Annotated in this window: 17 protein-coding genes; 12 read left to right on the top strand and 5 right to left on the bottom strand. The window is 35.4% G+C overall.

The genetic code is table 11. The annotated features are described in order from the left end of the window. Nucleotides 1–101 precede the first annotated feature (101 nt). From uvrA to BW936_RS17410, 5 genes are all read left to right on the top strand, one after another. Nucleotides 102–2,933: an excinuclease ABC subunit UvrA gene (gene uvrA, locus BW936_RS17430; RefSeq protein ID WP_076550754.1), complete on the top strand. Its 2,832-nt coding sequence runs from the start codon at nt 102–104 to the stop codon at nt 2,931–2,933. Nucleotides 2,934–2,974: 41 nt separating this feature from the next. After that, nucleotides 2,975–3,661: an LOG family protein gene (locus BW936_RS17425; RefSeq protein WP_076550751.1), complete on the top strand. Its 687-nt coding sequence runs from the start codon at nt 2,975–2,977 to the stop codon at nt 3,659–3,661. Nucleotides 3,662–3,669: 8 nt separating this feature from the next. Next, the gene (locus BW936_RS17420) at nt 3,670–6,519 is read left to right on the top strand and encodes a M1 family aminopeptidase (protein ID WP_244156258.1); all 2,850 of its coding nucleotides are present in this window, start codon (nt 3,670–3,672) and stop codon (nt 6,517–6,519) included. A gap of 157 nt (nt 6,520–6,676) precedes the next feature. Next, a complete protein-coding gene (locus BW936_RS17415) occupies nt 6,677–9,088 on the top strand; it encodes an alpha-ketoacid dehydrogenase subunit alpha/beta (protein ID WP_076550748.1) in 2,412 nt (803 codons plus the stop codon). A 410-nt stretch (nt 9,089–9,498) separates the two neighbouring features. Further along, nucleotides 9,499–9,876 (top strand): DoxX family protein, encoded by a 378-nt coding sequence (locus BW936_RS17410; RefSeq protein ID WP_076550746.1) that lies wholly within the window; start codon nt 9,499–9,501, stop codon nt 9,874–9,876. 3 nt (nt 9,877–9,879) lie between these two features. Here BW936_RS17410 and holA read toward each other — a convergent pair whose 3' ends face one another. Beyond that, nucleotides 9,880–10,881 carry a DNA polymerase III subunit delta gene (holA, locus tag BW936_RS17405; protein WP_076550744.1) on the bottom strand — a complete coding sequence of 334 codons (1,002 nt, stop codon included), beginning with the start codon at nt 10,879–10,881 and terminating at the stop codon, nt 9,880–9,882. 26 nt (nt 10,882–10,907) lie between these two features. Between holA and BW936_RS17400 the strand changes: the two genes are divergently transcribed. From BW936_RS17400 to BW936_RS17390, 3 genes are all read left to right on the top strand, one after another. Then, nucleotides 10,908–11,354 carry a type I restriction enzyme HsdR N-terminal domain-containing protein gene (locus tag BW936_RS17400; protein ID WP_076550742.1) on the top strand — a complete coding sequence of 149 codons (447 nt, stop codon included), beginning with the start codon at nt 10,908–10,910 and terminating at the stop codon, nt 11,352–11,354. 12 nt (nt 11,355–11,366) lie between these two features. Continuing rightward, nucleotides 11,367–12,368 carry a glycosyltransferase family 2 protein gene (locus BW936_RS17395; RefSeq protein ID WP_076550740.1) on the top strand — a complete coding sequence of 334 codons (1,002 nt, stop codon included), beginning with the start codon at nt 11,367–11,369 and terminating at the stop codon, nt 12,366–12,368. A 98-nt stretch (nt 12,369–12,466) separates the two neighbouring features. Further along, complete coding sequence (locus BW936_RS17390) at nt 12,467–13,321, top strand: OmpA family protein (protein WP_076550738.1); 855 nt, start codon at nt 12,467–12,469, stop codon at nt 13,319–13,321. 76 nt (nt 13,322–13,397) lie between these two features. On the opposite strand, the gene BW936_RS17385 is transcribed toward BW936_RS17390, so the two are convergent. Both BW936_RS17385 and BW936_RS17380 read right to left on the bottom strand, forming a co-directional pair. Further along, the gene (locus tag BW936_RS17385) at nt 13,398–14,021 is read right to left on the bottom strand and encodes an L-threonylcarbamoyladenylate synthase (protein ID WP_076550736.1); all 624 of its coding nucleotides are present in this window, start codon (nt 14,019–14,021) and stop codon (nt 13,398–13,400) included. 46 nt (nt 14,022–14,067) lie between these two features. Then, on the bottom strand, nt 14,068–16,395 hold the full coding sequence (locus BW936_RS17380) for an ATP-dependent helicase (protein ID WP_076550734.1): 2,328 nt from the start codon (nt 16,393–16,395) through the stop codon (nt 14,068–14,070). Nucleotides 16,396–16,602: 207 nt separating this feature from the next. On the opposite strand from BW936_RS17380, the gene BW936_RS17375 reads away from it, so the two are divergent. The 4 genes from BW936_RS17375 (at nt 16,603) to BW936_RS17360 (ending at nt 20,872) form a co-directional block, all read left to right on the top strand. Then, nucleotides 16,603–17,913: an amidohydrolase gene (locus BW936_RS17375; RefSeq protein WP_076550732.1), complete on the top strand. Its 1,311-nt coding sequence runs from the start codon at nt 16,603–16,605 to the stop codon at nt 17,911–17,913. Nucleotides 17,914–17,918: 5 nt separating this feature from the next. Further along, nucleotides 17,919–19,475, top strand: a complete 1,557-nt coding sequence (locus BW936_RS17370; protein ID WP_076550730.1) for an FMN-binding glutamate synthase family protein — start codon at nt 17,919–17,921, stop codon at nt 19,473–19,475. 24 nt (nt 19,476–19,499) lie between these two features. Further along, complete coding sequence (locus BW936_RS17365; protein ID WP_076550728.1) at nt 19,500–20,270, top strand: hypothetical protein; 771 nt, start codon at nt 19,500–19,502, stop codon at nt 20,268–20,270. An 83-nt stretch (nt 20,271–20,353) separates the two neighbouring features. Next, nucleotides 20,354–20,872, top strand: coding sequence for a DUF7935 family protein (locus BW936_RS17360; RefSeq protein ID WP_076550726.1), 519 nt, complete (start codon nt 20,354–20,356; stop codon nt 20,870–20,872). 97 nt (nt 20,873–20,969) lie between these two features. Here the strand turns inward: BW936_RS17360 and BW936_RS17355 are convergent, their stop codons facing one another. Together BW936_RS17355 and BW936_RS17350 are read right to left on the bottom strand one after the other, a co-directional pair. Next, nucleotides 20,970–21,884, bottom strand: a complete 915-nt coding sequence (locus tag BW936_RS17355; RefSeq protein WP_076550724.1) for a patatin-like phospholipase family protein — start codon at nt 21,882–21,884, stop codon at nt 20,970–20,972. After that, a complete protein-coding gene (locus BW936_RS17350) occupies nt 21,884–23,980 on the bottom strand; it encodes a M1 family metallopeptidase (RefSeq protein WP_076550722.1) in 2,097 nt (698 codons plus the stop codon). Before BW936_RS17350 ends, BW936_RS17355 begins: the two co-directional genes overlap by 1 nt. Between the last annotated feature and the right edge of the window lie 105 nt (nt 23,981–24,085).

The following is a 24,085-nucleotide window of genomic DNA, read 5'->3' as shown; positions in this document are numbered from 1 at the left end:
ATTTGGGTTAAAATTTATGTTTCTACAACAATTCTAACAATAACTTAGCATATGTAATTAGGCTTCAAAATCGTACTTTTGCAACCTTGCTATGAATATACATGATTAATTTTGAAGAAAATATAGAAGTTAAGGGCGCACGCGTACATAACCTTAAAAATATTGATGTTACCATTCCCCGAGAAAAATTGGTTGTTATAACCGGCTTGTCTGGTAGTGGTAAATCCTCTTTAGCTTTTGACACCATTTATGCAGAAGGTCAAAGACGTTACATTGAAACGTTCTCTGCGTATGCAAGACAGTTTCTAGGCGGATTAGAACGCCCAGATGTGGATAAAATTGACGGACTATCTCCTGTAATTGCCATTGAACAGAAAACGACCTCTAAATCACCAAGGTCTACGGTAGGTACGATCACGGAAATTTATGATTTTCTGAGACTGCTTTATGCCCGTGCCGCAGATGCACATAGTTACAATACGGATGAAAAGATGGTAAGCTATAGCGATGAACAAATTAAAGATTTGATCATTGCATCTTACTTAAATAAAAAAATAAACATCCTGGCTCCGGTAATTAAATCTAGAAAGGGGCATTATCGCGAACTTTTTGAGCAAATTGCCAAACAAGGATTTGTAAAAGTCAGGGTTGATGGTGAGGTAAAGGATATTGTTAAAGGAATGAAAGTGGATCGCTATAAGACCCACGATATAGAGATTGTTATTGACCGTCTAAAAGTTGCCGAGAGTGAGGATTTTCACAAGCGATTATCTGAAAGTATAAATACAGCCATGTACAGTGGCAACAATGTATTAATGGTATTAGAAGAAGGTACGGATATACCTAGATATTTTAGTAGAGATCTTATGTGTCCTACAACGGGTATCTCCTATCCTACTCCAGAGCCCAATACTTTTTCGTTCAACTCACCAAAAGGCATGTGTCCCAATTGTAAAGGCTTGGGGCATGTTTATGAGGTAAATGAAAAGAAAATATTTCCAAATAAAAAACTATCTATTAAAGGAGGCGGTATTGCACCTTTGGGCGACTATAAGAAATCATGGGCCTTCAAACAGATAGAAACCATTGCGGAACGTTATAATTTTCAAATTACCGACCCCATAGAAACAATACCTGCCCAAGCTATTGAAATTCTATTGAACGGAGGCAAAGAAAGTTTTGAGGTAGATTCTAAATCTTTAGGTGTTAAGCGCACTTATAAAATTGATTACGAAGGTATTTCTAACTTCATAAAAAATCAATTTGAAGAAGCTGCTTCTACCACAATAAAAAGATGGGCAAAAGAATACATGGACAAGATTACTTGTCCGTCATGCACAGGTTTTCGTCTTAAAAAAGAATCGCTTTATTTCAAAATTGAAGAAAAGAATATAGCAGAACTGGCTAATTTGGATATTGTTGAACTTGCGGCATTCTTTAAGGGTCTGGATAAAAATCTTAGCGGTAACCAGCTTAAGATAGCCCAAGAAATTATAAAAGAAATAAGTACTAGGATCCAGTTTCTATTAGATGTAGGTCTTGATTATTTATCATTGAACAGAAGTTCAAAATCGCTTTCTGGTGGTGAAGCACAACGAATTAGACTAGCTACGCAAATAGGTTCTCAACTAGTAGGTGTATTATATATCTTAGATGAACCAAGTATAGGTTTACACCAACGTGATAATGAGCGGTTGATCAAGTCCTTAGAATCTCTTAGAGACATAGGCAACTCGGTAATTGTTGTGGAGCACGATAAAGATATGATAGAGCGTGCAGACCATGTTATTGATATTGGACCCAAGGCCGGTAAAAATGGTGGCGAGATTATATCTCAAGGTACACCAGAAGAATTAAAGAATGTTCATACCCTTACTGCCGATTACATGACCGGTGTTAAGGAGATTGAAGTGCCAAAGAAAAGAAGACCTGGTAATGGCAATGAAATAGTATTATCTGGCTGTACAGGAAATAATTTAAAGAATATAACGGTTAAGTTTCCTTTAGGAAAAATGATAGGGGTTACGGGAGTTTCAGGTAGTGGAAAATCTACGCTAATTAATGAAACGCTTTATCCCATCATGAACGCCCATTATTTTAATGGCGTTAAAAAGCCAATGCCGTATAAGAAAATTACGGGGCTAGAGCACATCGATAAAGTAATTGATATTAACCAATCTCCCATTGGTAGAACCCCTAGATCAAACCCGGCAACATACACAGGCGTGTTTAGCGAAATACGCTCGTTATTTGCAAAGACTACAGAAGCATCTATTAGAGGTTACAAACCGGGTAGATTTAGTTTTAATGTAAAAGGTGGTCGTTGCGAAACTTGCCAAGGTGGTGGTTTACGGGTCATAGAAATGAATTTCTTACCAGATGTTTATGTAGAATGCGAAACCTGTAACGGTAAAAGATTCAATAGAGAAACCTTAGAAATTCGCTATAAGGGCAAATCTATTTCAGATGTTTTGGAAATGACCATTAATGAAGCGGTATCATTTTTTGAACTTATTCCTAAAATACATCGTAAGTTAAAGACCATACAAGATGTGGGCCTAGGTTACATTTCTCTTGGGCAGCAATCCACTACCCTTTCAGGTGGTGAAGCACAAAGAATTAAATTAGCTACGGAACTATCTAAAAGAGATACAGGGAATACCTTCTATATTTTAGATGAACCTACAACCGGACTTCATTTTGAAGATATTCGTGTTTTAATGGAAGTTTTGAATAAATTAGCGGACAAAGGAAATACTGTTTTAGTTATTGAACATAATATGGATGTAATTAAAATGGTAGATTACATCATTGATATTGGTTATGAAGGCGGGCGTTCTGGTGGACAATTAGTAGCAAAAGGTACTCCGGAGCAAGTTGCCAAGGATAAGAAAAGTTACACCGCAAAATTTCTAAAAAGAGAATTGAAATAACAATTTGAGTCATTTAAGAACAATAGAATAGTACGTTAAATATGAGATCAGAGAAACATCATAAAGGCTGGAACGAAATTAAAACGAACGACTCATGGGCCATTTTTAAAATAATGGGCGAGTTTGTTAACGGTTTTGAACGTATGAGCAAAATAGGACCATGTGTCTCTATTTTTGGCTCTGCCAGAACAAAAGAAGAGGATCCATATTACAAATTAGCAATAGCTATCGCAAAATCTATTGCAGAAGCTGGTTACGGAGTCATTACCGGTGGTGGGCCAGGTATTATGGAAGCTGGTAATAGAGGTGCTAATCTTGCCGGTGGTACCTCTGTAGGTTTAAATATTGACTTACCGTTCGAGCAACATGATAATCCGTACATTGATAATGACAAGAGTTTAGATTTCGATTACTTCTTTGTTAGAAAAGTCATGTTCGTAAAGTACTCTCAGGGCTTTGTGGTAATGCCTGGCGGATTTGGAACTTTAGATGAGCTTTTTGAAGCCATCACCCTTATTCAAACTCATAAAATTGGTAAGTTTCCAATTATTCTGGTGGGCAGTGAGTTCTGGAGCGGACTTATGGACTGGATAAAAGGCACCATGCTTAAAATAGGAAATATTAGTCCCGAGGATTTAAATCTCATTAAAATAGTAGATACAGAAGAAGAGGTTGTTGAAATTATAGATTCATTTTACAAAGGCCACAGTATGAGTCCTAATTTTTAATTTAAGCCTTGAGACAAAATTTAAAATTACTTTTCTATTTATTAACAGCAACAATCGTTGCCAATGTTACTAATTGCTATGCACAGTATGAAACTGACCTTACCGTTAGTTTAAACGAGTATACCAAAGAGTTGGATATTCGTCAAGAGTTCACTTATTACAACAATTCTAACTACAACCTAGGCGTCATTTATTTTAATGATTGGGCAAATGCGTATTCAGATAAAAATACAGGGCTAGCAAAAAGGTTTGCTCAAGAGTTCAAAAAATCGCTTCATCTAGCAAAAGCGGACGAACGCGGAAAAACTACTATAATCAGTGTTGTAGATGCCTCTTATAATGGTCTTGAGTGGAGCCGTACAGAAGGAAAAGATATATTAAAGGTAACGCTTGACAATATATTACCGCCAAACACATCAACCAAAATCTTCATCACTTATAAAGTAAAATTACCACCAAACAAATACACTCCTTACGGTTACGGTAGCCGTGGAGACTATTATTTAAAAGATTGGTATTTAACGCCCGCTGTATATGACGGTAAATGGCACTTGTATTCAAATAAAAATCTTGAGGATCTTTATATGAATGAAACCAATACTACCATAAACTTTAAATACCCGGATAGCTTGTTCCTTGCGTCTAATTTTGACCTCTATACCAAATCGAACTTTCCTAATGGACAGTTTGCCCAATTAAAAGGAAACTTGCAGCGGGGCGGAGAAATTATTCTGAATACCCAGAAAAAATTCTACACGCACAAAACGCCTTACATGACATTTTTGACTGACATTAGCGCCCCAAGATACAGTCCTATAGGTCAAGGTTTGTCCATAAATAAAGTAGCCAATTTCATTCACACTAATCTTGGTGACTACCCGCATAATAAAATTTTGGTTAGCGAGCTTGATTACAACAAAGACCCCCTATACGGTATAAATCAGCTTCCTTCTTTTATTCGCCCTTACCAAGAACAGTTTCAGTTTGAAATGAAGTTCTTAAAAACGGCAATCAACAGCATTTTAAGAGAAACCATGTTCTTAAACCCTAGAAAAGAACAATGGTTAAATAGCGCTATAGCAAATTACTTAATGATCGCCTATGTAGAAAAATATTACCCCGATCAAAAATTAATGGGTAAACTTTCTAGTATTTGGGGCTTTAGAAGTTTTGAGTTGGCAAAGATGGATTTTAATGACCAGTATGCTTTTTTATATAATCTTACTGCTCGTAAAAATCTAGATCAAGCGCTAGAAACCTCAAACGATTCTCTTATAAAGTTCAATCAAAAAATAGCCAACAAATATAAAGCTGGGTTAGGCTTGGCTTATTTGGCAGACTATATTGGCCAAGAACATGTAGATCAAAGTATTAAAACCTTCTTTCAATATTATAAGTTAAATAACGTAAAGGTTGCTGATTTTGAATCCATCTTAAAACGTTCTACCAACCAAGACATCAATTGGTTTTTTAGAGATTATGTTTCAACAGATCGTAAAATTGATTTCAAAATTAAAAAAGTAAAGAAAGAAACAGATTCCTTACATGTAACTATTAAAAACAAAGAGGGCACCAATGTGCCTATTTCAGTGTTCGGTCTTAAAAAAGATTCTGTAGTCTCTGAATATTGGTTCAAAGATATTGAACTAGAAGAAACTTTTACTATTGCCAATAAAGAGGAGGATCGTCTGGTACTCAATTATGATCAAAAGATACCAGAATTCAACCAACGCGATAATTGGAAATCTTTAAAAGGTTTTTTATCTAGCAACAAGAAGTTAAAGTTCACCTTTTTTAAGGATGCCGAAAACCCATATTACAATCAGGTTTTCTACGTACCCGTACTAAGTTTTAATGTGTATGATGGCTGGACACCCGGAATGCGATTATATAACAAAACCTTGCTAGAAAGACCATTTGTATATGATTTTTCACCATCCTACTCTTTTAAAGAAAAAGCTTTTGTAGGATCGGGGAAATTTAGTTACAGAAAATACTTAAGTAAAAGCGGGTTGTATGTTGCCCAATACAATATAGGTGCAGGCACCTCTCACTTTAATGAAAATTCTAGATACTCTTCTATAACCCCCTCTCTAAGTTTTGGTTTTCGACCAGCAGATTTATTATCGAACAAAAGAGAGTTTCTATCATTTAGGTATGTTAACATTTTTAGGGACTTTGACCCTGCACTTATTAGCTTGGCAAATGATCCGGAAAATCCAGACTACAGTGTTTTCAATGCACGTTATTCTAACAGAAATAACGGTATATTAGATTATAATTCATGGTTCGTTGATTTTCAATTAGCGGGTAATTTCAGCAAACTATCGTTTGAATACGAATACCGAAAATTATTTGAAAACAATAGGCAGCTTAATCTAAGATTTTTTGCCGGTAAATTTCTTAGCAATAAAACTCAGACAGATTTTTTCAGCTTTGCCCTGGATAGGCCAACAGATTATCTTTTTGATTATGGGTATTTAGGAAGATCGGAAGATTCTGGTATCTATAGCCAACAGATTATTATTGCCGAAGGCGGATTTAAATCTTTCTTAGACCAAAGCTACAGATTTTCTAACGATTGGATAGCAACTGTGAATGGCAGCTTTAATCTTTGGAAATGGATTGAATTATATGGTGATGCCGGATGGGTCAAAAATAATGATCGCGATGGCAAGTTCGTTTATGATTCTGGTGTACGATTAAATTTAGTGACAGATTACTTTGAACTTTACTTACCTGTACACTCCAATAACGGTTGGGAAGTTTCACAACCCAATTATGGTGAAAAAATACGTTTTATCATAACGGTGAGTCCTAAAACCTTAACAGGACTATTTACAAGAAAATGGTTTTAAATTGACAAATCTCAATACGGTTCCTAAAAAAATTCGATAAAATTCAGATATTTTTAAGGAAATATCAAATTTGTTGAAAAATATGGAATAAATTAACTAGTTGTAGCGTTGCTAAAAAGTACTTGATTCGGTAATTTTGTATAAACACGTTTAATACATGGATGTTTCTTCTAAAACTAGCAACGACATTTCTTTTGAAGATTTCAAAGAGCAAATTATCAATGACTATGAAATCGCTTTTTTAAGCAGAACCTGTAGTTTATTAGGTAGAAAAGAAGTGCTAACGGGCAAGGCTAAGTTCGGCATTTTCGGTGACGGAAAAGAACTACCTCAATTAGCCATGGCCCGATCTTTTAAAAATGGTGATTTCAGAAGTGGCTATTATAGAGATCAAACATTCATGATGGCCTTAGGCCTATTACAGCCCAAAGAATTCTTTCATGCTCTATACGCAACAACAGATATAGAAAAGGAACCTATGAGTGCAGGTAGGCAAATGGGCGGTCATTTTTTAACCCATAGTTTAAATGCAGACGGCAGTTGGAAAGATTTAACGAAACAAAAAAATAGCAGCGCGGACATATCATGTACTGCAGGGCAAATGCCACGGCTATTAGGATTAGCGCAAGCATCTAAAGTATATAGAAACCAAGAAGGCCTGGATAGTGCCAAGTTCTCCGTAAATGGTAACGAAATAGCGTGGGGCACCATTGGCAATGCCAGCACTAGTGAGGGAATGTTTTTTGAAACAATAAATGCGGCCGGTGTTCTACAAGTACCTATGGTCATTAGTATTTGGGATGATGAATACGGCATTTCCGTACCTGCAAAATTTCATACTACAAAAGAAAATATATCAGAAATTCTATCTGGCTTTCAAAGAAGTGAAAACGAAAAGGGATATGAGATTTTAAAAGTAAACGGTTGGGATTATACTGCGTTAATGCATGTATATGAGAACGCGGCAGATATTGCCAGACAAGAGCATGTACCAGTATTAATTCATGTAAAAGAATTAACACAACCACAAGGCCACTCTACTTCTGGATCACATGAACGTTATAAAGATAATGAGCGATTAGAATGGGAACGTGATCACGATTGCAATAAACGTTTTAAGGAATGGATCTTAGATTCTGGTATTGCAACTTCTAACGAATTAGAATCTATTGAGAAGAAAATTAAACGAACCGTTAGAGAAGCTAAAAAACAAGCTTGGGACGAGTATTTAAAGGACAATCTATCAGAAAAAGCAACACTGGTACTTCTAATAGAAAAAGCTGCTACTAAAAGCGCGAACAAGAACTTCTTAAATAAATTAAAGAACGACTTAATTGCCACCGAAGAGCCCGTTAAAAAAGATTTAGCTATTTCAGCAAGAAAATCGCTTCGCTATTTACTTGGTGAAAACACAAAAGAAAAGCAAGATCTTATCAATTGGACAGCTAGCTTTCTAGAAAATTCTCAACACAAGTACAGTTCCTACCTGTACAGCGAAAATGACAATAAAGCAACAAACGTAACCGCCATTATACCAGAATATAGTGATAATCACGAAGAAGTTGATGGCAGGGTGATTCTTAGGGACAATTTTGACAAGCTATTTGAAAAATACCCCAATACCTTAATTTTTGGTGAAGATACAGGTGCTATTGGAGATGTAAACCAAGGTCTTGAAGGAATGCAAGATAAATATGGTAAAATACGTGTTGCCGATACCGGTATTCGTGAAACAACCATTATTGGTCAAGGTATAGGAATGGCGTTAAGAGGCCTTAGACCCATAGCCGAAATTCAGTACTTGGATTATATATTTTATGCATTATCCACTTTAACCGATGATTTAGCGACCTTACTATATAGAACAGCCGGAAAACAAAAAGCTCCTTTAATCATTAGAACAAGAGGTCACAGACTAGAAGGCATATGGCATTCTGGCTCTGAAATGGGCGGATTGATACATTTACTTAGAGGCATGTATATTTTGGCACCTAGAAACATGACACAAGCTGCCGGTTTTTATAATACACTCTTAAAAAGTGATGAGCCCGCATTGGTCATTGAAAGTTTAAACGGTTATCGTTTAAAGGAGAAAAAACCAAAAAACCTTGGTGAATTTTGCACCCCTATAGGCAAGGTAGAAACTATTAAAAAAGGGAATGACATCACTTTGGTTTCTTACGGCTCTACGCTACGTATAGTAGAAAAGGCAGCCAAAGAATTAATAGAAGTTGGTATTGATGCAGAAGTAATAGATGCACAAACATTATTACCATTTGATATAGAAATGGACGTATTGGAAAGTGTAAAGAAAACAAACCGTTTATTGGTAATCGACGAAGATGTGCCAGGAGGGTGTTCTGCCTATCTTTTAAACGAAATCATAGAGAAACAAGGTGCATTTAAATATCTGGACAGTGCTCCACAAACCTTAAGCGCAAAAGCGCATAGACCCGCTTATGGTTCTGATGGTGATTATTTCTCCAAACCTAACAGAGAAGATATTTTTGAAAAGGTGTATGCCATAATGCATGAAGTTAATCCAAGTGATTATCCAAAATTGAGATAATTCATCGAAGCAATAATAGCTAAAAAAAGAGCTTCTTTTAAATGCTCCTTTTTTGACTTTGGTTCACAAAATTGCAGCAAACAACTTTAAGGCAAGCCTACGAAGCATTTCATGGAGAGTTTTATTAAATTTGAATGTAAACATTAGGACATTTACATCTAGATTATCGTTCAAATTATAATTCTTGATCATAATAGGTAAGAAAAAACTTATGCACCCATATTAACACTAAAATTCCTGAATATTTCATTTGAAATTTTAACAATTACAATAACCCACCTAACCTACTGAAAACTAAGCCACCTCTGTATTTCATTAAGAAACATGAGCATTTAACATCTTAAGTTAGACCGTTATCTTCTGTAAAAACAAAAAAAAAATGATACTTTTAAGGGAAATAATTCCTACTAATGAAAAACACCTTATTAAAAGATCTCGGCTTAGCTTTTTTTAGAATTGCAGTTTCAGTTATGATGGTGACCCATGGTCTCCCAAAGTTTCAACAACTTATTTCAGGTAATTTTCAATTTGCAGATCCTTTTGGTATGGGAGAAGCACCTTCTCTATTTTTAGCGGTAATTGGTGAATTTATTTGTCCTATCTTAATTATTATTGGATTTAAATCACGCCTAGCAGCAATACCCACAGCTATAACTATGGCAGTTGCGGCATTTGTAATTCATGGAGCCGATGATTTTAACACAAAAGAAAAAGCACTGTTTTACTTAGTAGCTTTCATTACAATTTCATTATTGGGACCTGGTAAATTCGGTATAGATAAAAAGTAATCGCTATATAATTTTATACAGCAATTCTTTCAATAGGTCTGCCTCATTCATTGGGGTAGCCCCAACCCCTTTACCTTTTAAGTCCATTTCGCGTAGACTAGAAATAATTCCACTAACTTTTTTCATTGGATAATTTCTGGCCGCAATTTGTATTTCTTTCACAAAATAAGGGTTTATACGTAATGTACTGGCAACATTTTTTGGCGAGTGATCAGTAAGTCCGTGATATTGTAAAAGCTGCGTGAAAAATGAATGCAATAAGGTGATCGTTAATATAAACGGATTGTCTTTTGGATTTTGGGCAAAATAATTGATAATCTTAGTAGCCTTAACAATATCTCTATCACCAATAGCTCTTTTTAACTCAAAGTTGTTATAGTCTTTACTGATCCCTATATGCTCTTCTATATGCTGAGGGTTGATCTCTGTTTGTTTTGGTAAAACTAATTTTAGTTTATCAAGTTCTTTACTGATTTTACCTAAGTCCGTCCCCAAGTATTCTACCAATAACAAAGCAGCTTTATGAGATATGGTATATCCACGGCTTACCAAGTGTTTTCTAAGCCAATCACTAACCTGGTTCTCGTATAACTTCTTACTTTCAAAAATTACGCCGCTCTTTTTAATAATTTTATGTAGCTTCTTACGCTTATCTAACTTCTTGTATTTATAACAAATTACAAGTACTGTAGATTGCTGCGGATTTTCTGCGTACGAACAAAGATTTTCTATAGTTCTAGATAAGTGTTGCGCTTCTTTCACTATGACTACCTGCCTTTCTGCCATCATAGGATAACGTTTGGCATTGCCTACAATATCCTCTACAGAAACATCTCTACCATACAGCACCATCTGATTAAAACCTTTTTCATCTTCGGTCAACACGTTAGCACTTATAAAATCGGAAATTTTATCAATAAAATAAGCTTCTTCCCCATAAAGGAAATAAATAGGGCTTATCTGCCCTTTCTTAATTGCATTGACTATTTGTACAGCTTCATCCATTCAGAAAAAATCATCAACTTTGTATAATGCAGCCACTAAATTTCCCTAACTACACTTTCAGGGTCAAAAATAGCGAAAATAGAACCTTAATATTTGACGTTATACGTAAAAAATTTTTGGTTCTTACTCCAGAAGAATGGGTTCGCCAGCATGTAGTTCAATATCTTATTCAAGAAAAAAAATATCCCATAAGTCATATTAATGTAGAAAAACAAATTACTCTCAACGGTTTAAAGAAAAGATATGATGTGGTCGTGTTCAAACCTAACGGTCAGCTGCATATACTTGTAGAATGTAAAGCACCTGAAGTTTCCATATCTCAAATGACCTTCGATCAAATAGCACAGTACAATTTTAAATTGAATGCTACATACTTAATGGTTACGAACGGACTCTCTCATTATTACTGCCAAACAGACCTTGTTGAGGAAAAATATGAATTTATGAGGGAAATTCCTGATTTTAGCCGTTAATTTGCGATCGTTTTGAAGATAGCCGTAGTCATATTAAATTGGAATGGTGAAGTCCTTTTAGAAAGGTACCTACCCTCTGTCATCAATTATTCTAACGATGCAGATATCTATGTAGCCGATAATGCTTCAACAGATGGCTCTGTAGCATTCGTTACCGCCAATTATCCTACAGTTAAAATAATTCAAAACTCAGAGAACGGTGGTTTCACTAAAGGATACAATGACGCTTTGGCGCATGTAGACGCCGATATCTTTTGCTTATTGAATTCAGATGTAGAAGTTACCCCTAACTGGCTTACCCCTATAATAGAAACCTTTAACAAGGTACCTGAAGCCGCAATAATACAACCAAAAATTCTTGATTTACTTAAAAAAGATCATTTTGAATATGCAGGGGCAGCTGGTGGCTTTATTGATCAATTAGGTTATCCGTTCTGTAGAGGTAGGGTTTTTCAAACTTTAGAAAAAGACACTGGACAATATAATGACATTTCAGAGATTTTTTGGGCAACGGGCGCATGTATGTTCATTAAAAAAGAAGTGTTTCAGGAACTAAATGGGTTTGACGAAGATTATTTTGCGCATCAAGAAGAAGTAGATTTATGTTGGCGTGCAAAAAACCATGGCTACAAGATATTTTATGTAGGTACCGCAAAGGTATATCACCTAGGTGGTTCTACATTAAGTAATATGAATCCGAAAAAAACGTACCTAAATTTTAGGAACACGTTATTTTCGATTACTAAAAACCTACCCCGAAGAAAAGCATTCATCATAATTTTATTAAGATTGTTATTAGACGGTATTGCGGCCTTACGATTTCTTTTTCAATTTCGTTTTAAACACTTTTTAGCTATTTTTAGAGCTCATTTAAGCTTTTATAGACAGTTTAGAAAAATGTATAAAAAAAGAGAAAAAACACAGTTTCTTAGAAAATACTATGCAACTAAGTCCATTGTATGGTCTTACTTTGTAAATAGAATAAGCAATTTTAACATTTTAGTAAAAGATTAACTAACAACTCATATAATTGACTTTGTAATTATATAATTTTGAAGTCGCTTATATGCGAAATTGAGTAATTAACTAAATCATTATAATAGAATCAAATTATGAAAAAAGTATTATTAGGATGTCTTGGAGTAACGCTTTTACTTTCTTCTTGTGTATCATCAAAGAAGTATGCAGATCTAGAAGCAAAACACAAAAGTGCACAGGATTTATTGAATTCTGCAACTGTTAAATTAAATGACTGTTTAGAAGAAAAAGCAACCGCTTCATCTAGACTTCAAACATTAGAGGACCAGAATGCATTTTTAAAGGCGAACAACCAAGAGTTGATCAACAACATGGGCAACTTGACAACTTTGACTACCAAAGGTGCTGAGAACCTAGAGAGGTCATTAGAGAGCTTACAAGAAAAGGATTTAACTATTCGTAAGTTAAATGATGCTATTACTCGTAGAGATTCTGTAAACCTTTCTTTGGTACAAAGCTTAAAAGGTGTTTTAGGGAATTTAGATGATGAGGATATCGAAATTAGCGTTGAAAAAGGTGTTGTTTTCGTATCTATTTCAGACAAGTTGTTATTTAGTAGTGGTAGCTACAATGTTACTAGACGCGCTAAAGAGGTTCTAGGCAAAGTTGCAAAAGTGGTTAACAATAAGCCTGATTTTGAATTCATGGTAGAAGGTCATACAGACAATGTACCTTACAGAAGCAATGGTTCTTTATTGGATAACTGGGATTTAAGTGTTAAACGTGCCACTGCGGTTGTACGTATCTTACAAAAAGATTTCAATGTAGATCCTAAGCGTATGACTGCGGCAGGTAGAGCAGAGTATGTACCGGTTTCTACAACTGAAAAATCTAAAAACAGAAGAACTCGTATCGTTGTTCTTCCAAAAATCGATCAGTTCTACAGCATGATTGAAGAAGGAATGAAAGATCCTGCAATCAACAAATAATTACTGTTTCGCATATAAAATTAAAGCGGCTCCAATGAGCCGCTTTTTTTATGCTTTAAACTTAGTATAAAATTTATTATATAATATTTAAGTCTCCTTTACCTTCTCGAATTACTTGGGGTAAGCCACCTGTAGATACGTCTACAACTGTAGAAGCTACATTACCACCATACCCTCCATCAACAACTACATCAACAAGATTATTCCACTTTTCAAAAATTAACTCAGGATCAGTAGTATATTCAAGAACATCATCTTCATCACGAATAGAAGTTGAAACTATAGGGTTGCCCAATTCTTCAACCAAAGCTTTAACAATACTATTATCCGGCACACGAATACCAACCGTCTTTTTCTTTTTAAACTCCTTAGGCAAATTATTATTGCCAGGCAATATAAAAGTATAAGGTCCTGGTAAAGCTCTTTTTAATATTTTAAAAGTGGCCGTATCTATTTGTCGTACATAGTCTGACAGATTACTTAGATCGGTACATATAAAAGACCAATTGGCTTTTGCGAGCTTTATACCTTTAATGCGTGCAATTTTTTCAAGCGCCTTTGTATTGGTTATATCACAACCCAACCCATAAACTGTATCTGTAGGATATATAACCAAGCCCCCTTTACGTAATACTTCCACTACCCTTTTTATTTCTTTAGGGTTAGGGTTTTCTTCATATATTCTAATAAATTCTGCCATAGCAAATTGGTTTTAAAAAACCGTATTGATATTAAATATACCAAAACTATCCCAATACTTCTAACTTGGCAAAGCGAAGTAATAGTTTTTTGATATCTCCTTTATCAAACATTATTTCTGCCTTTCTATCATTACCGGCACCTTCAATTTTCACTACTTTACCACGACCAAAGCGGCTATGGTTTATTAATGATCCCTCCGTAAGGTTAGGATCAATTTTATTCGTATTAACTACAGGCTCTGACAGTTGTGGTTTTAGTTTTCGTAATTTTTTAAGTTGTCCCGTATTGGGCTGACCTATAATTGGCGGTGTACCTCTTACTGGTTTTTCTTGACGCAATCTACTCTTATCAACTTCACCAAAAATATCGGCATTTATGAGCGATTTATACCTATAACCACCATCAACAGGTGTAAGGTTCTCTACATACTTCTCATCTATTTCCTCTAAGAAACGACTAGGTTCTGCATCAATTAATTTACCCCATCTATATCTATTTTGAGTATAGGTTAAATACGCTTGTTTTTCTGCCCTGGTCAAAGCTACATAGAATAACCTACGTTCCTCCTCCAACTCACTACGCGTACTCATACTCATACCGGACGGAAACAAATCTTCTTCCATACCTACAATATACACGTACGGAAATTCAAGCCCCTTAGCCAAGTGAATGGTCATCAATGCTACTCTATCATCATCTCCGGTGTCATTATCCAAATCTGTAGCAAGAGCAACATCTTCCAAGAATTCACTAATATTTCCTGTTGCTTCATCAATCTCTCTTTGGCCCTCAACAAAATCTTTTATACCATTTAAAAGTTCTTCAATATTCTCCATTTTACCAATACCTTCGGGAGTTCCATCCTTCTTAAACTCTAAAAGAACTCCGGTTTTCTTGGCTACATGCTCAGACAATGCAAAGGCATCTACAGTTTCGCTCATGACCTGAAAACTCTTGATCATGGTTACAAAGTCTGTCAATTTACGTTTAGTACCCGCATTTATTTTTAAATCGATCCTATCAATATTCTCCATTACCTCAAAAATGGAACGGTTGTAATGATTGGCCGCTACCACTAACCTATCTAGCGTAGTGCCACCAATTCCCCTTGCAGGGAAGTTTATGACCCTCTTTAAAGCTTCTTCGTCTTTTGGGTTGATGACCAAACGCAGATAAGATAACACATCTTTAATCTCTTTACGTTGGTAAAATGAGAGTCCGCCATAAATACGATATGGAATATCCCTTTTACGCAAGGCATCTTCCATAGCCCTAGATTGGGAGTTTGTTCTATATAATATACAAAATTGACCATTGGTCATTTGTTGCTGCATTTTATGTTCCCAAATAGAATTTGCCACAAACCTACCCTCTTCGGCATCTGTAGTACTTCTATGAATTTTAATAGAAGGACCATCATCATTATCTGTCCAAACTACTTTTTCTATCTGATTTTGATTATTACCAATTACAGAGTTGGCAGCGTTTACTATATTTCGTGTAGAACGGTAATTTTGCTCTAAACGGTACATTCCTACATTTTCATAATCTTTCTGAAAGTTTAGAATATTACTAATATTCGCTCCCCTAAAAGAATAAATACTTTGTGCATCATCACCCACCACACATATATTCTGAAAGCGATCGGCCAGAGCCTTTACGATCAAATACTGAGAATGGTTGGTATCTTGGTACTCATCTACCAAAATATATCTAAATCTATCTTGATACTTTGCTAATACATCTGGGAAGCGAGTTAAAAGCTCATTGGTTCGTAATAATAAATCATCAAAATCCATTGCACCTGCCTTAAAACATCTATCTACATAGTTTTCGTAGATATCACCTGTCCTTGGCTTTTTTGCCATAGCATCTTGCTCTACCAAATCTGGATCATTACGGTACGCTTTTACCGTAATTAGGCTATTTTTAAATGAAGAAATCCTGTTTTGGATCTGCTTGTATTTATAGATATCCTTATCAAGTCCCATTTCCTTAATAATAGAGGCTAATAGACGCTGAGAATCTTGCGTGTCATAAATTGTAAAATTGGCAGGGTAACCTAGTTTATCCCCATCAATACGTAACAGTTTGGCAAAAACAGAATGGAAAGTTCCCATCCATAGATTTTTTGCTTCTGCATTACCTACAATAGTGGCAATACGTGCTTTCATTTCACGTGCCGCTTTATTGGTAAATGTCAGGGATAGTATATTAAAAGAATCTACACCCTGCGCCATAAGGTGTGCAATTCTATATGTAAGTACACGAGTTTTACCCGATCCTGCGCCAGCAATAACCATTAAAGGTCCGTCTTTGTGCAAAACAGGAGCTTTTTGGGCTTCGTTCAATTCATCTATAAATGAGCTCAAATTTTCTTTCTTTTAGTGCTGTAAATTTAGCTATTATTGAGGGATAGTAAAAGTGAAGTGTTTTAGATTTGTGAACAATAGATGGTATTTCTTTTCATTTTGAATATATTTAAACTTTAATTCCGCATAGAAAATACACCTGTTGATACATTTTATTCTTAATGATCAACAAAAACACTTAGAATGAACTAACATTAAACGCTGATTATGAGAAAAATAGGCTTTTTAACCCTTGTTCTTTTCGGATTTTCCGTTCAGGCACAAGGACCAAATCTTGAAAAAGACTACAAAGCTATTGAAAGTAAGGTAGTTGATTGGAGAAGAGAAATTCATCAGAATCCAGAGTTGGGAAACCGTGAGTTTAAAACAGCGGAAAAAATAGCAAAGCACTTAAAGTCATTAGGTATTGAAGTACAGACCGGTGTTGCACATACCGGTGTTGTTGGGCTTTTAAAAGGTGATAAACCAGGTAAAGTGGTAGCACTTAGAGCAGATATAGATGCACTACCTGTAACAGAAAGAAACGACTTACCTTACAAATCTAATGTCACTTCAGAGTTCATGGGAGAAAAGGTTGGTGTAATGCACGCTTGTGGTCATGATACGCATACTGCCATTTTAATGGGCGTTGCAGAAGTAATGTCCAAAAATAAAGATAAGATTAAGGGAACTGTAAAGTTTATCTTTCAACCCGCAGAAGAAGGGCCACCACCAGGAGAAGAAGGCGGTGCTCTTTTAATGGTAAAAGAAGGAGTTATGGATAACCCTAAAGTAGATGCAATTTTTGGGCTTCACATTAATTCTCAAACTCCCGTGGGAACCATACGTTACAAATCTGGCGGAACTATGGCAGCAGCACAAGAATTTACCATCAATGTTAAAGGAAAACAATCTCATGGTTCTCAACCATGGTCCGGTGTAGATCCAATTCTCATCAGCGCTAAAATTATAGACGGTCTACAAACAATTATCAGTAGAGAAACTAATCTTACCAATGAAGCAGCGGTAATTACTGTTGGTAAAATCAAAAGTGGCGTCCGGTTTAATATTATACCAGAATCAGCCGAGATGATCGGTACAATTAGGACTTTGGATTATGACATGAAAGATAAACTCAATAAACGAATGATAGAAATGGTTCGCGATATTGCCAAGGCATATGGCGGTGAAGCTACGTGCGTTATCAAAGATGCTACAGATATAACATACAACAATCCAGAATTAGTAGAGCAGATGCTGCCTACCATAAAAAGAGTTGCTGGTGAAGCAAATGTACAAACACAAAAAGCGGTAACCGGAGCAGAAGATTTCTCCTATTTTCAGAGAAAAGCTCCAGGATTCTTCTTTTTCTTAGGAGGAATGACTCCTGGGAATACAGCATCATTTCCACATCACACACCAGATTTTTTAATTGATGATAGTGACCTACTTTTAGGGGTTAGGGCACTAACGGAAATGAGTATCGATTATTTGAACAGCGATAAAACGCCACTTTTAGATATTAAACCAAAAGGATAATTTTAATGAACGATTTTTTCAATACCATTCCAAGTCTACCATGGTGGACTTGGATTTTTTTGTTTCTTTTCATAGTTGCTATCTATGATATTTTTATTCAGAAGCGACATACTATTAAGCATAACTTCCCTGTTGTTGGCCATTTGCGTTATTGGCTAGAAAGTATAGGTCCGGAAATGCGTCAATATTTTGTTGCCAATAATAGAGAAGAGCTACCTTTTAATAGGATAGAAAGAGGCTGGATCTATGCTTCTGCTAAAAAGGAAAATAATTATGAAGGTTTTGGCACAGACCGAGATTTGTATGCGCATCAACATATTTTCATAAAAAATAGAATGATGGGGTATGTGGTTCCAGAAGGACACCCCAATATTGCAGCACCCAACTTTCTACCTTGTGCAAAGGTAATGGGACAGCATAACAATCGTAGAAAGCCTTTTAGACCTAGTAGCATTGTGAACGTATCGGCCATGAGTTTTGGCTCGTTATCCGCAGCTGCTGTGGAAGCCATGAACAAAGGTGTAAAAAAAGCGGGAGCTTACCATAATACAGGTGAAGGCGGACTCTCTCCTTACCATAAACACGGTGGGGACATCGTCTTTCATTTTGGTACCGGTTATTTTGGTGTACGGACGGCAGACGGCAATTTTTCTATGGAAAAAATGAAGAAGCTAGTAACGGACAATCCTTCCATAAAAGCCATAGAAATTAAATTGTCCCAAGGAGCAAAACCAGGAAAAGGAGGCGTATTACCAGGAGCAAAAATCACTCCAGAGCTTGCCGAAATTAGAGGTGTAGAAATAGGTAAAGATGTATTATCACCAGCAACCCATAAAGCATTTTCAAATGTAGAAGAACTACTTTCGTTTATTGAGCATATTGCTGAAGAAACAGGCTTACCGGTAGGCATTAAAGGAGCCATAGGTAAATTAGACCAATGGGAAGAATTGGCAGATTTAATGCTTGAAACAGGAAGAGGTCCAGATTTTATTACCGTAGATGGTGGTGAAGGTGGTACAGGTGCCGCTCCCCCATCATTTGCCGATCACGTTTCTTTGCCATGGGTCTACGGATTCTCCAGCCTATATAGAGTGTTCTTAAATAGAAATCTAACTGACCGTATTGTTTTTATAGGATCGGGTAAATTAGGTTTTCCTGCGAAAGCCGCCATGGCTTTCGCCATGGGGGTAGATTGTATAAACGTTGCCCGTGAAGCTATGATGAGTATTGGTTGCATACAAGCACAAGCATGCCATAACAATACGTGTCCTACAGGTATTGCCACGCAAAATAAATGGTTGCAAAAGGGTATTGATATTCCTTTAAAATCTGATCGTTTGGCACAATACTTTAATACATTCAGAAAAGAATTTTTAGAAATCACTCATGCTGCCGGTTATGAACACCCAAGTCAATTTACTATGGACGATGTTCAGGTAAATGTTGATGATAATGACTTAAATAAAAGTTTAGCTTCCACTTATGGATATAATAAAGCAAAAGTACCGTTCACAGGAGTTCAAGAATTAAAAGACTGTTCGTATCTTGGCGGCAGAAATTAATTTAACCTATTTAAGCATATTCCAATGAAACGATTTTTTTTATGTTCAGCATTATTCCTTTTAGGATTTAGTACAATCCAAGCCCAGAAAAAAAGTGAATTGATCGAGCAGAATCAAGATTTAAAATACAAGCTTGATTCCATTTCAAGAATGGTAAACACATCTCAACGAAACGAAAAATTGGCGAACCAACGTTCAGAACAATATAAATCTCAAGTTACAGAACTGCAAGATGCCAATGCCACGTTATTGAAAAACTTAAATAGTTTTGCCGCATTATCAAGTCAAAATTCAAAGAACATCAACAAGACAATGGCTGCTTTGGAACGAAAAGAAAAACAGCTAAAAGGCGTTACTAATGCCGTTGCAAGTAATGATTCTACTGCCGTTGCAATATTGACCAATTCTAAACAGGTATTAGGTGAAAATGCCAAAGTTGGTGTAACAGATGGTACGGTTGTAATTTCAGAAAAGCTAGATTTTTTCTTTACCAATGGTGTTGGCGTTGAGCCTTCTAGCGCATCTAGATCATGGATTGAAAATGTGGCCAAAGTCGCCAATGCCAACCCTACAAGTGTTATTACCGTTGCTAGTTTAAACATCACAGGTGAAATGAATATTGCCCTGCAACAAGCTGCTGCAATTGCCAGTATTTTAATCAAAGATTTTGGAGTTAACGGAGAGCGCATTATTGCTATAGGTCAAGATGGCGGCTTACGTGAATCATTACAGATAAAGTTTCAACCAGATTATAAAGCATTTTATGATATGGCAAAGGGCGATGCCAAAAATTAAATTACTTGTATTTCATCGATGATACACTATACTAATTGAAAAATTTGGACGTTCTTGTTTCGTAAATAATAACTAATTTAAAAATGAACTCCGACCAAATTTTTCAACTTTTCGCGTATTTAATACCTTCAGTAGTTACAGGTGCCATAGCTTTCTATTTTTTTAGAATGCATACCAATAATGAAGAAGGAAGAAGACGTTTTTTATTACATAAAGATTCCCAAAAAGACACATTACCGGTTCGTTTACAAGCTTATGAAAGAATGGCTTTATTCTTAGAACGCATTGCAATACCTAGCTTGGTAGTACGTGTAGCTCCACAGAGTGACGACAAAAATGCATATGAAAATTTATTGATCAAAAGTATTGAAACTGAGTTTGATCATAATTTATCGCAGCAAATTTACATGACCGATGAATGTTGGAATATTATTAAAGCCGCAAAAAGTGCCACAATCCAAATGATCAGGAAAGCAGCGTTAAGTAATACGGACACTGCAGATAAATTAAGAGAAGATATCTTAAATGAAACTATGGAGAAAACTTCACCATCTGCCACTGCCCTATCTTTTGTAAAAAAAGAGATTGGTGATTTATGGTAAGTGATTAAATTAGCCTGAAGAAGAAGTATAAAAATGCTTTCCAGATGGAAAGCATTTTTTATTTTATATCATCCCTAATGGAACAGAACAAAATGCTTTACTCATGCTCGTTAGGTTCAATAGGATTTGTTTCTTCGTTCTTATTCTTGGCATATAGGTAACCTCTCTTCCACCACAATGTCATTTTTGCCTTATCGAAAATTAATGAATTAGTAGTTAAAATTGTAGGCGTATAAAATAAGTTGATGATTGCATTTTTTTGATTGGCAACCAATTTTCCGATTCTGATGTTTTGGTTCTCAATTCTATCCAAAATAAAACTCATCATAGTGGTAATCAGCTCGAAGGGATTACGTGATGCCACCCTATTCATATAATTTACTTCGGTATGTAAAACAACAACATCAACTTCTGTTGCCCCTCTTTTTATGGCCTCTTCTATTGGTACAATGCTACCTAAGCCACCATCGGCATATTCACAATAATTTTTACGCACCAAGCTCATAAATGGTGTGTAATTTGCTGAAATCCAAACCCAATCACAATAATCTTCGTAGGTACAATCTTTTATAGATTTATACTCTACCTGATTTAGGGATAAATTAGAAACGGTAATAACAACATCTGAGTCACCATTTTTAAGAGTTTCAAATTCCTCAATGGTTAAACTGTTTTCAATTAGTTTGCGTAAATTTTCGCTTTCACCAAAGGTCTTTTTACCGACCATAAAGTTTTTTAAAACATTCCAATGGTTTATTGAAATTTCTTCATTACCACGAATATTTTTGACTAAAAACGGACAGTTATTGAAAATACTTTTCTGATTGACATTAGAGTAAATTTCCTTGATTTTATCCAATTTCCCCAAAGCGAGATGAGAAATCAGAAGACTACCGGTAGAAGTACCTACAAAAATATCATACTTTCTTCCTTCTTCTTGTATAAGGTATTGTGCAACGCCACCTGCAAAGGCTCCTTTACTACCACCACCAGAAATAACTAATGCTTTCATTATGAATTTAATTTCGTTTTAAGATAACGCAAATCTGATGAATTTAGTTGATTTGCTACCTTTTCAATTTCTTTTTTCTGATTTTCATTATTCCACAAGGTATCAAAAAGTTGCCTTGCATAATTCCTAAACTGCCATGAGTGATGGTTGGTAGCCTTTATCAAATTAGCGTAGGCATCAGCATTTAAAGCTTGAATCTCAAACAAATACTGAAAAGCCGTTTGTCTTACTTCTGGGTTGTACATAGCACTTGTATAACCAACAAGTTCACGATGATAATAAACACTTTCTGTAGGATTATAATCAGGAGTAAACATTGCCAATGTCAGCCAAAGCAAACGAACATTCTTATTGGGTAATCCAATAATATCCTTGGTTTTTTCTAAAAACAGGTTTTTATCAAAACCAAAACTAGACCATAGTTTGTAAAGCATTAGTTCTGTAGTCATGTAACTATCCCCTAATAATAAAGGTTTTATAGACGTTCTTAAACTATTAGGAATCTCTCCTACTTTTTTAGCTGCCAATTGCCTTATTCTTATATCATCATCTGCAATTAATGAAGAAAGTTCTAATTCAGAAAAATCACCTTTTTGCTGAAGCAATTCTAACCTTAATTCACTTGACAGTTCTGGGTTCTTTAAGATATCCGTTGTTGTAAAGGTTTTAGAATCGTCATTTTTTAAAGCATAATACATTTTATGTGAAGTACTATTTTTTATTAAATAAGCCTTCGCAGCATCCATCGGGAAGACAGCTCCATCTAACCAAATTGCTTTAAATTCATTTAAATCATTATTGCTAACCTCCTCCATCACATTGATAAAATCGCCAACAGTTACATTTTGGAACTGATAAGTATTCAAATATTTTTGAATTCCGGTCTTAAATTTTTCCTCACCTATTTTATCCTTTAAAATAACTAAAGCCCAAGCACCTTTTTCATAAAAAGTAAGACTACTAGCGTTAGGGTTCAATAAGCTCTCCCCCTCCCCTTTTTCAGATATCTCATGCAGTGTCTTGGCAGTTTCAAATAACTTCCAATAAAAATAATCATCACCAAAAACTTCTTTTTCTGCCAAATATGCATAATACGTAGCAAAACCCTCATGTAACCAATGGTGTTCACTATTCTTTTCCGTCACCAAATTACCAAACCATTGATGTGCCAATTCATGCGCATTAACATTCACATAATTTCTATCTATAAATGAAGTAGAATCAATTACATAAGCGTCAGAAAAAAAAGTAGCGCTTGTATTTTCCATACCTGCATATAAAAAATCATGCACAGGAACCTGTTTATAATTCTGCCATGGATACGCCACACCTATTTCACTTTCTAAAAAATCAAATATTTTTTTAGTATATCTGTATGTAGGCTCCACTTTTAGGCTATCGTTTGGGTAATAGTAATTTTCAATCGTTACGCCGCTTTCAGATTTTAAAACCTGTTTATCATAATTACCTATAGCAAATGCCAATAAATAGCTACTCATTGGTTCTTTCATATCAAATAACCAAATAGCATCTTCTTCCTCTTCCTTTTCAATTTTTAAAAGCAGATTTCCATTTGCAATTACGTGATATTTTTTATCGACTTCTATTGTAAGATCAAATTCTACCTTTTCTTGCATGTCATCAAAACTAGGAACCCAATGACTGGTATACTTCCCTTGACCTTGCGTCCAGACCTGCCTGCCGGCAGGCAAGGTTTGTTCATTGTCTTCTACATTATTATCCCAACCTATGAAATAGACCGTTTGTTTAGGCTTGGCTATATACTCAATAATCAGTTTATGTGATTCACCCTCTTTGAACTTATGTTTAATAGAAATTGTCTTTTCCGTGACAGTAAAATCTATTTTTTCCCCATCAAGTTCTACTTTTGAAAAATCCATATGCTTTGCATCAAAAAATACGGAATCAACATTTTGTAACACATTAAAACGATAGACCACTCCGCCTTTAATTTTTTTCTCTTTTGGTAAAGGACCTAAGTAAATCTTTGCTTTAATAAAATCTACTTTATCTTGATGTTGTCCAAAAGTGCAGATGGATAAGAATAAAAATAGGGTGACAATTAATTTCTTCATAGAAAATATAAACAGGTAAGAGAGCAAATTTAATATTTTGGAGAGCACTACCCTAACCATAGCCTAAATTGAATATAATGCTAAACAACACTTATTTTGCAAGTT

The organism is Maribacter ulvicola, assembly GCF_900155985.1.
GTDB lineage: Bacteria > Bacteroidota > Bacteroidia > Flavobacteriales > Flavobacteriaceae > Maribacter > Maribacter ulvicola.
This window is presented reverse-complemented; position numbering and strand designations above follow the sequence as displayed.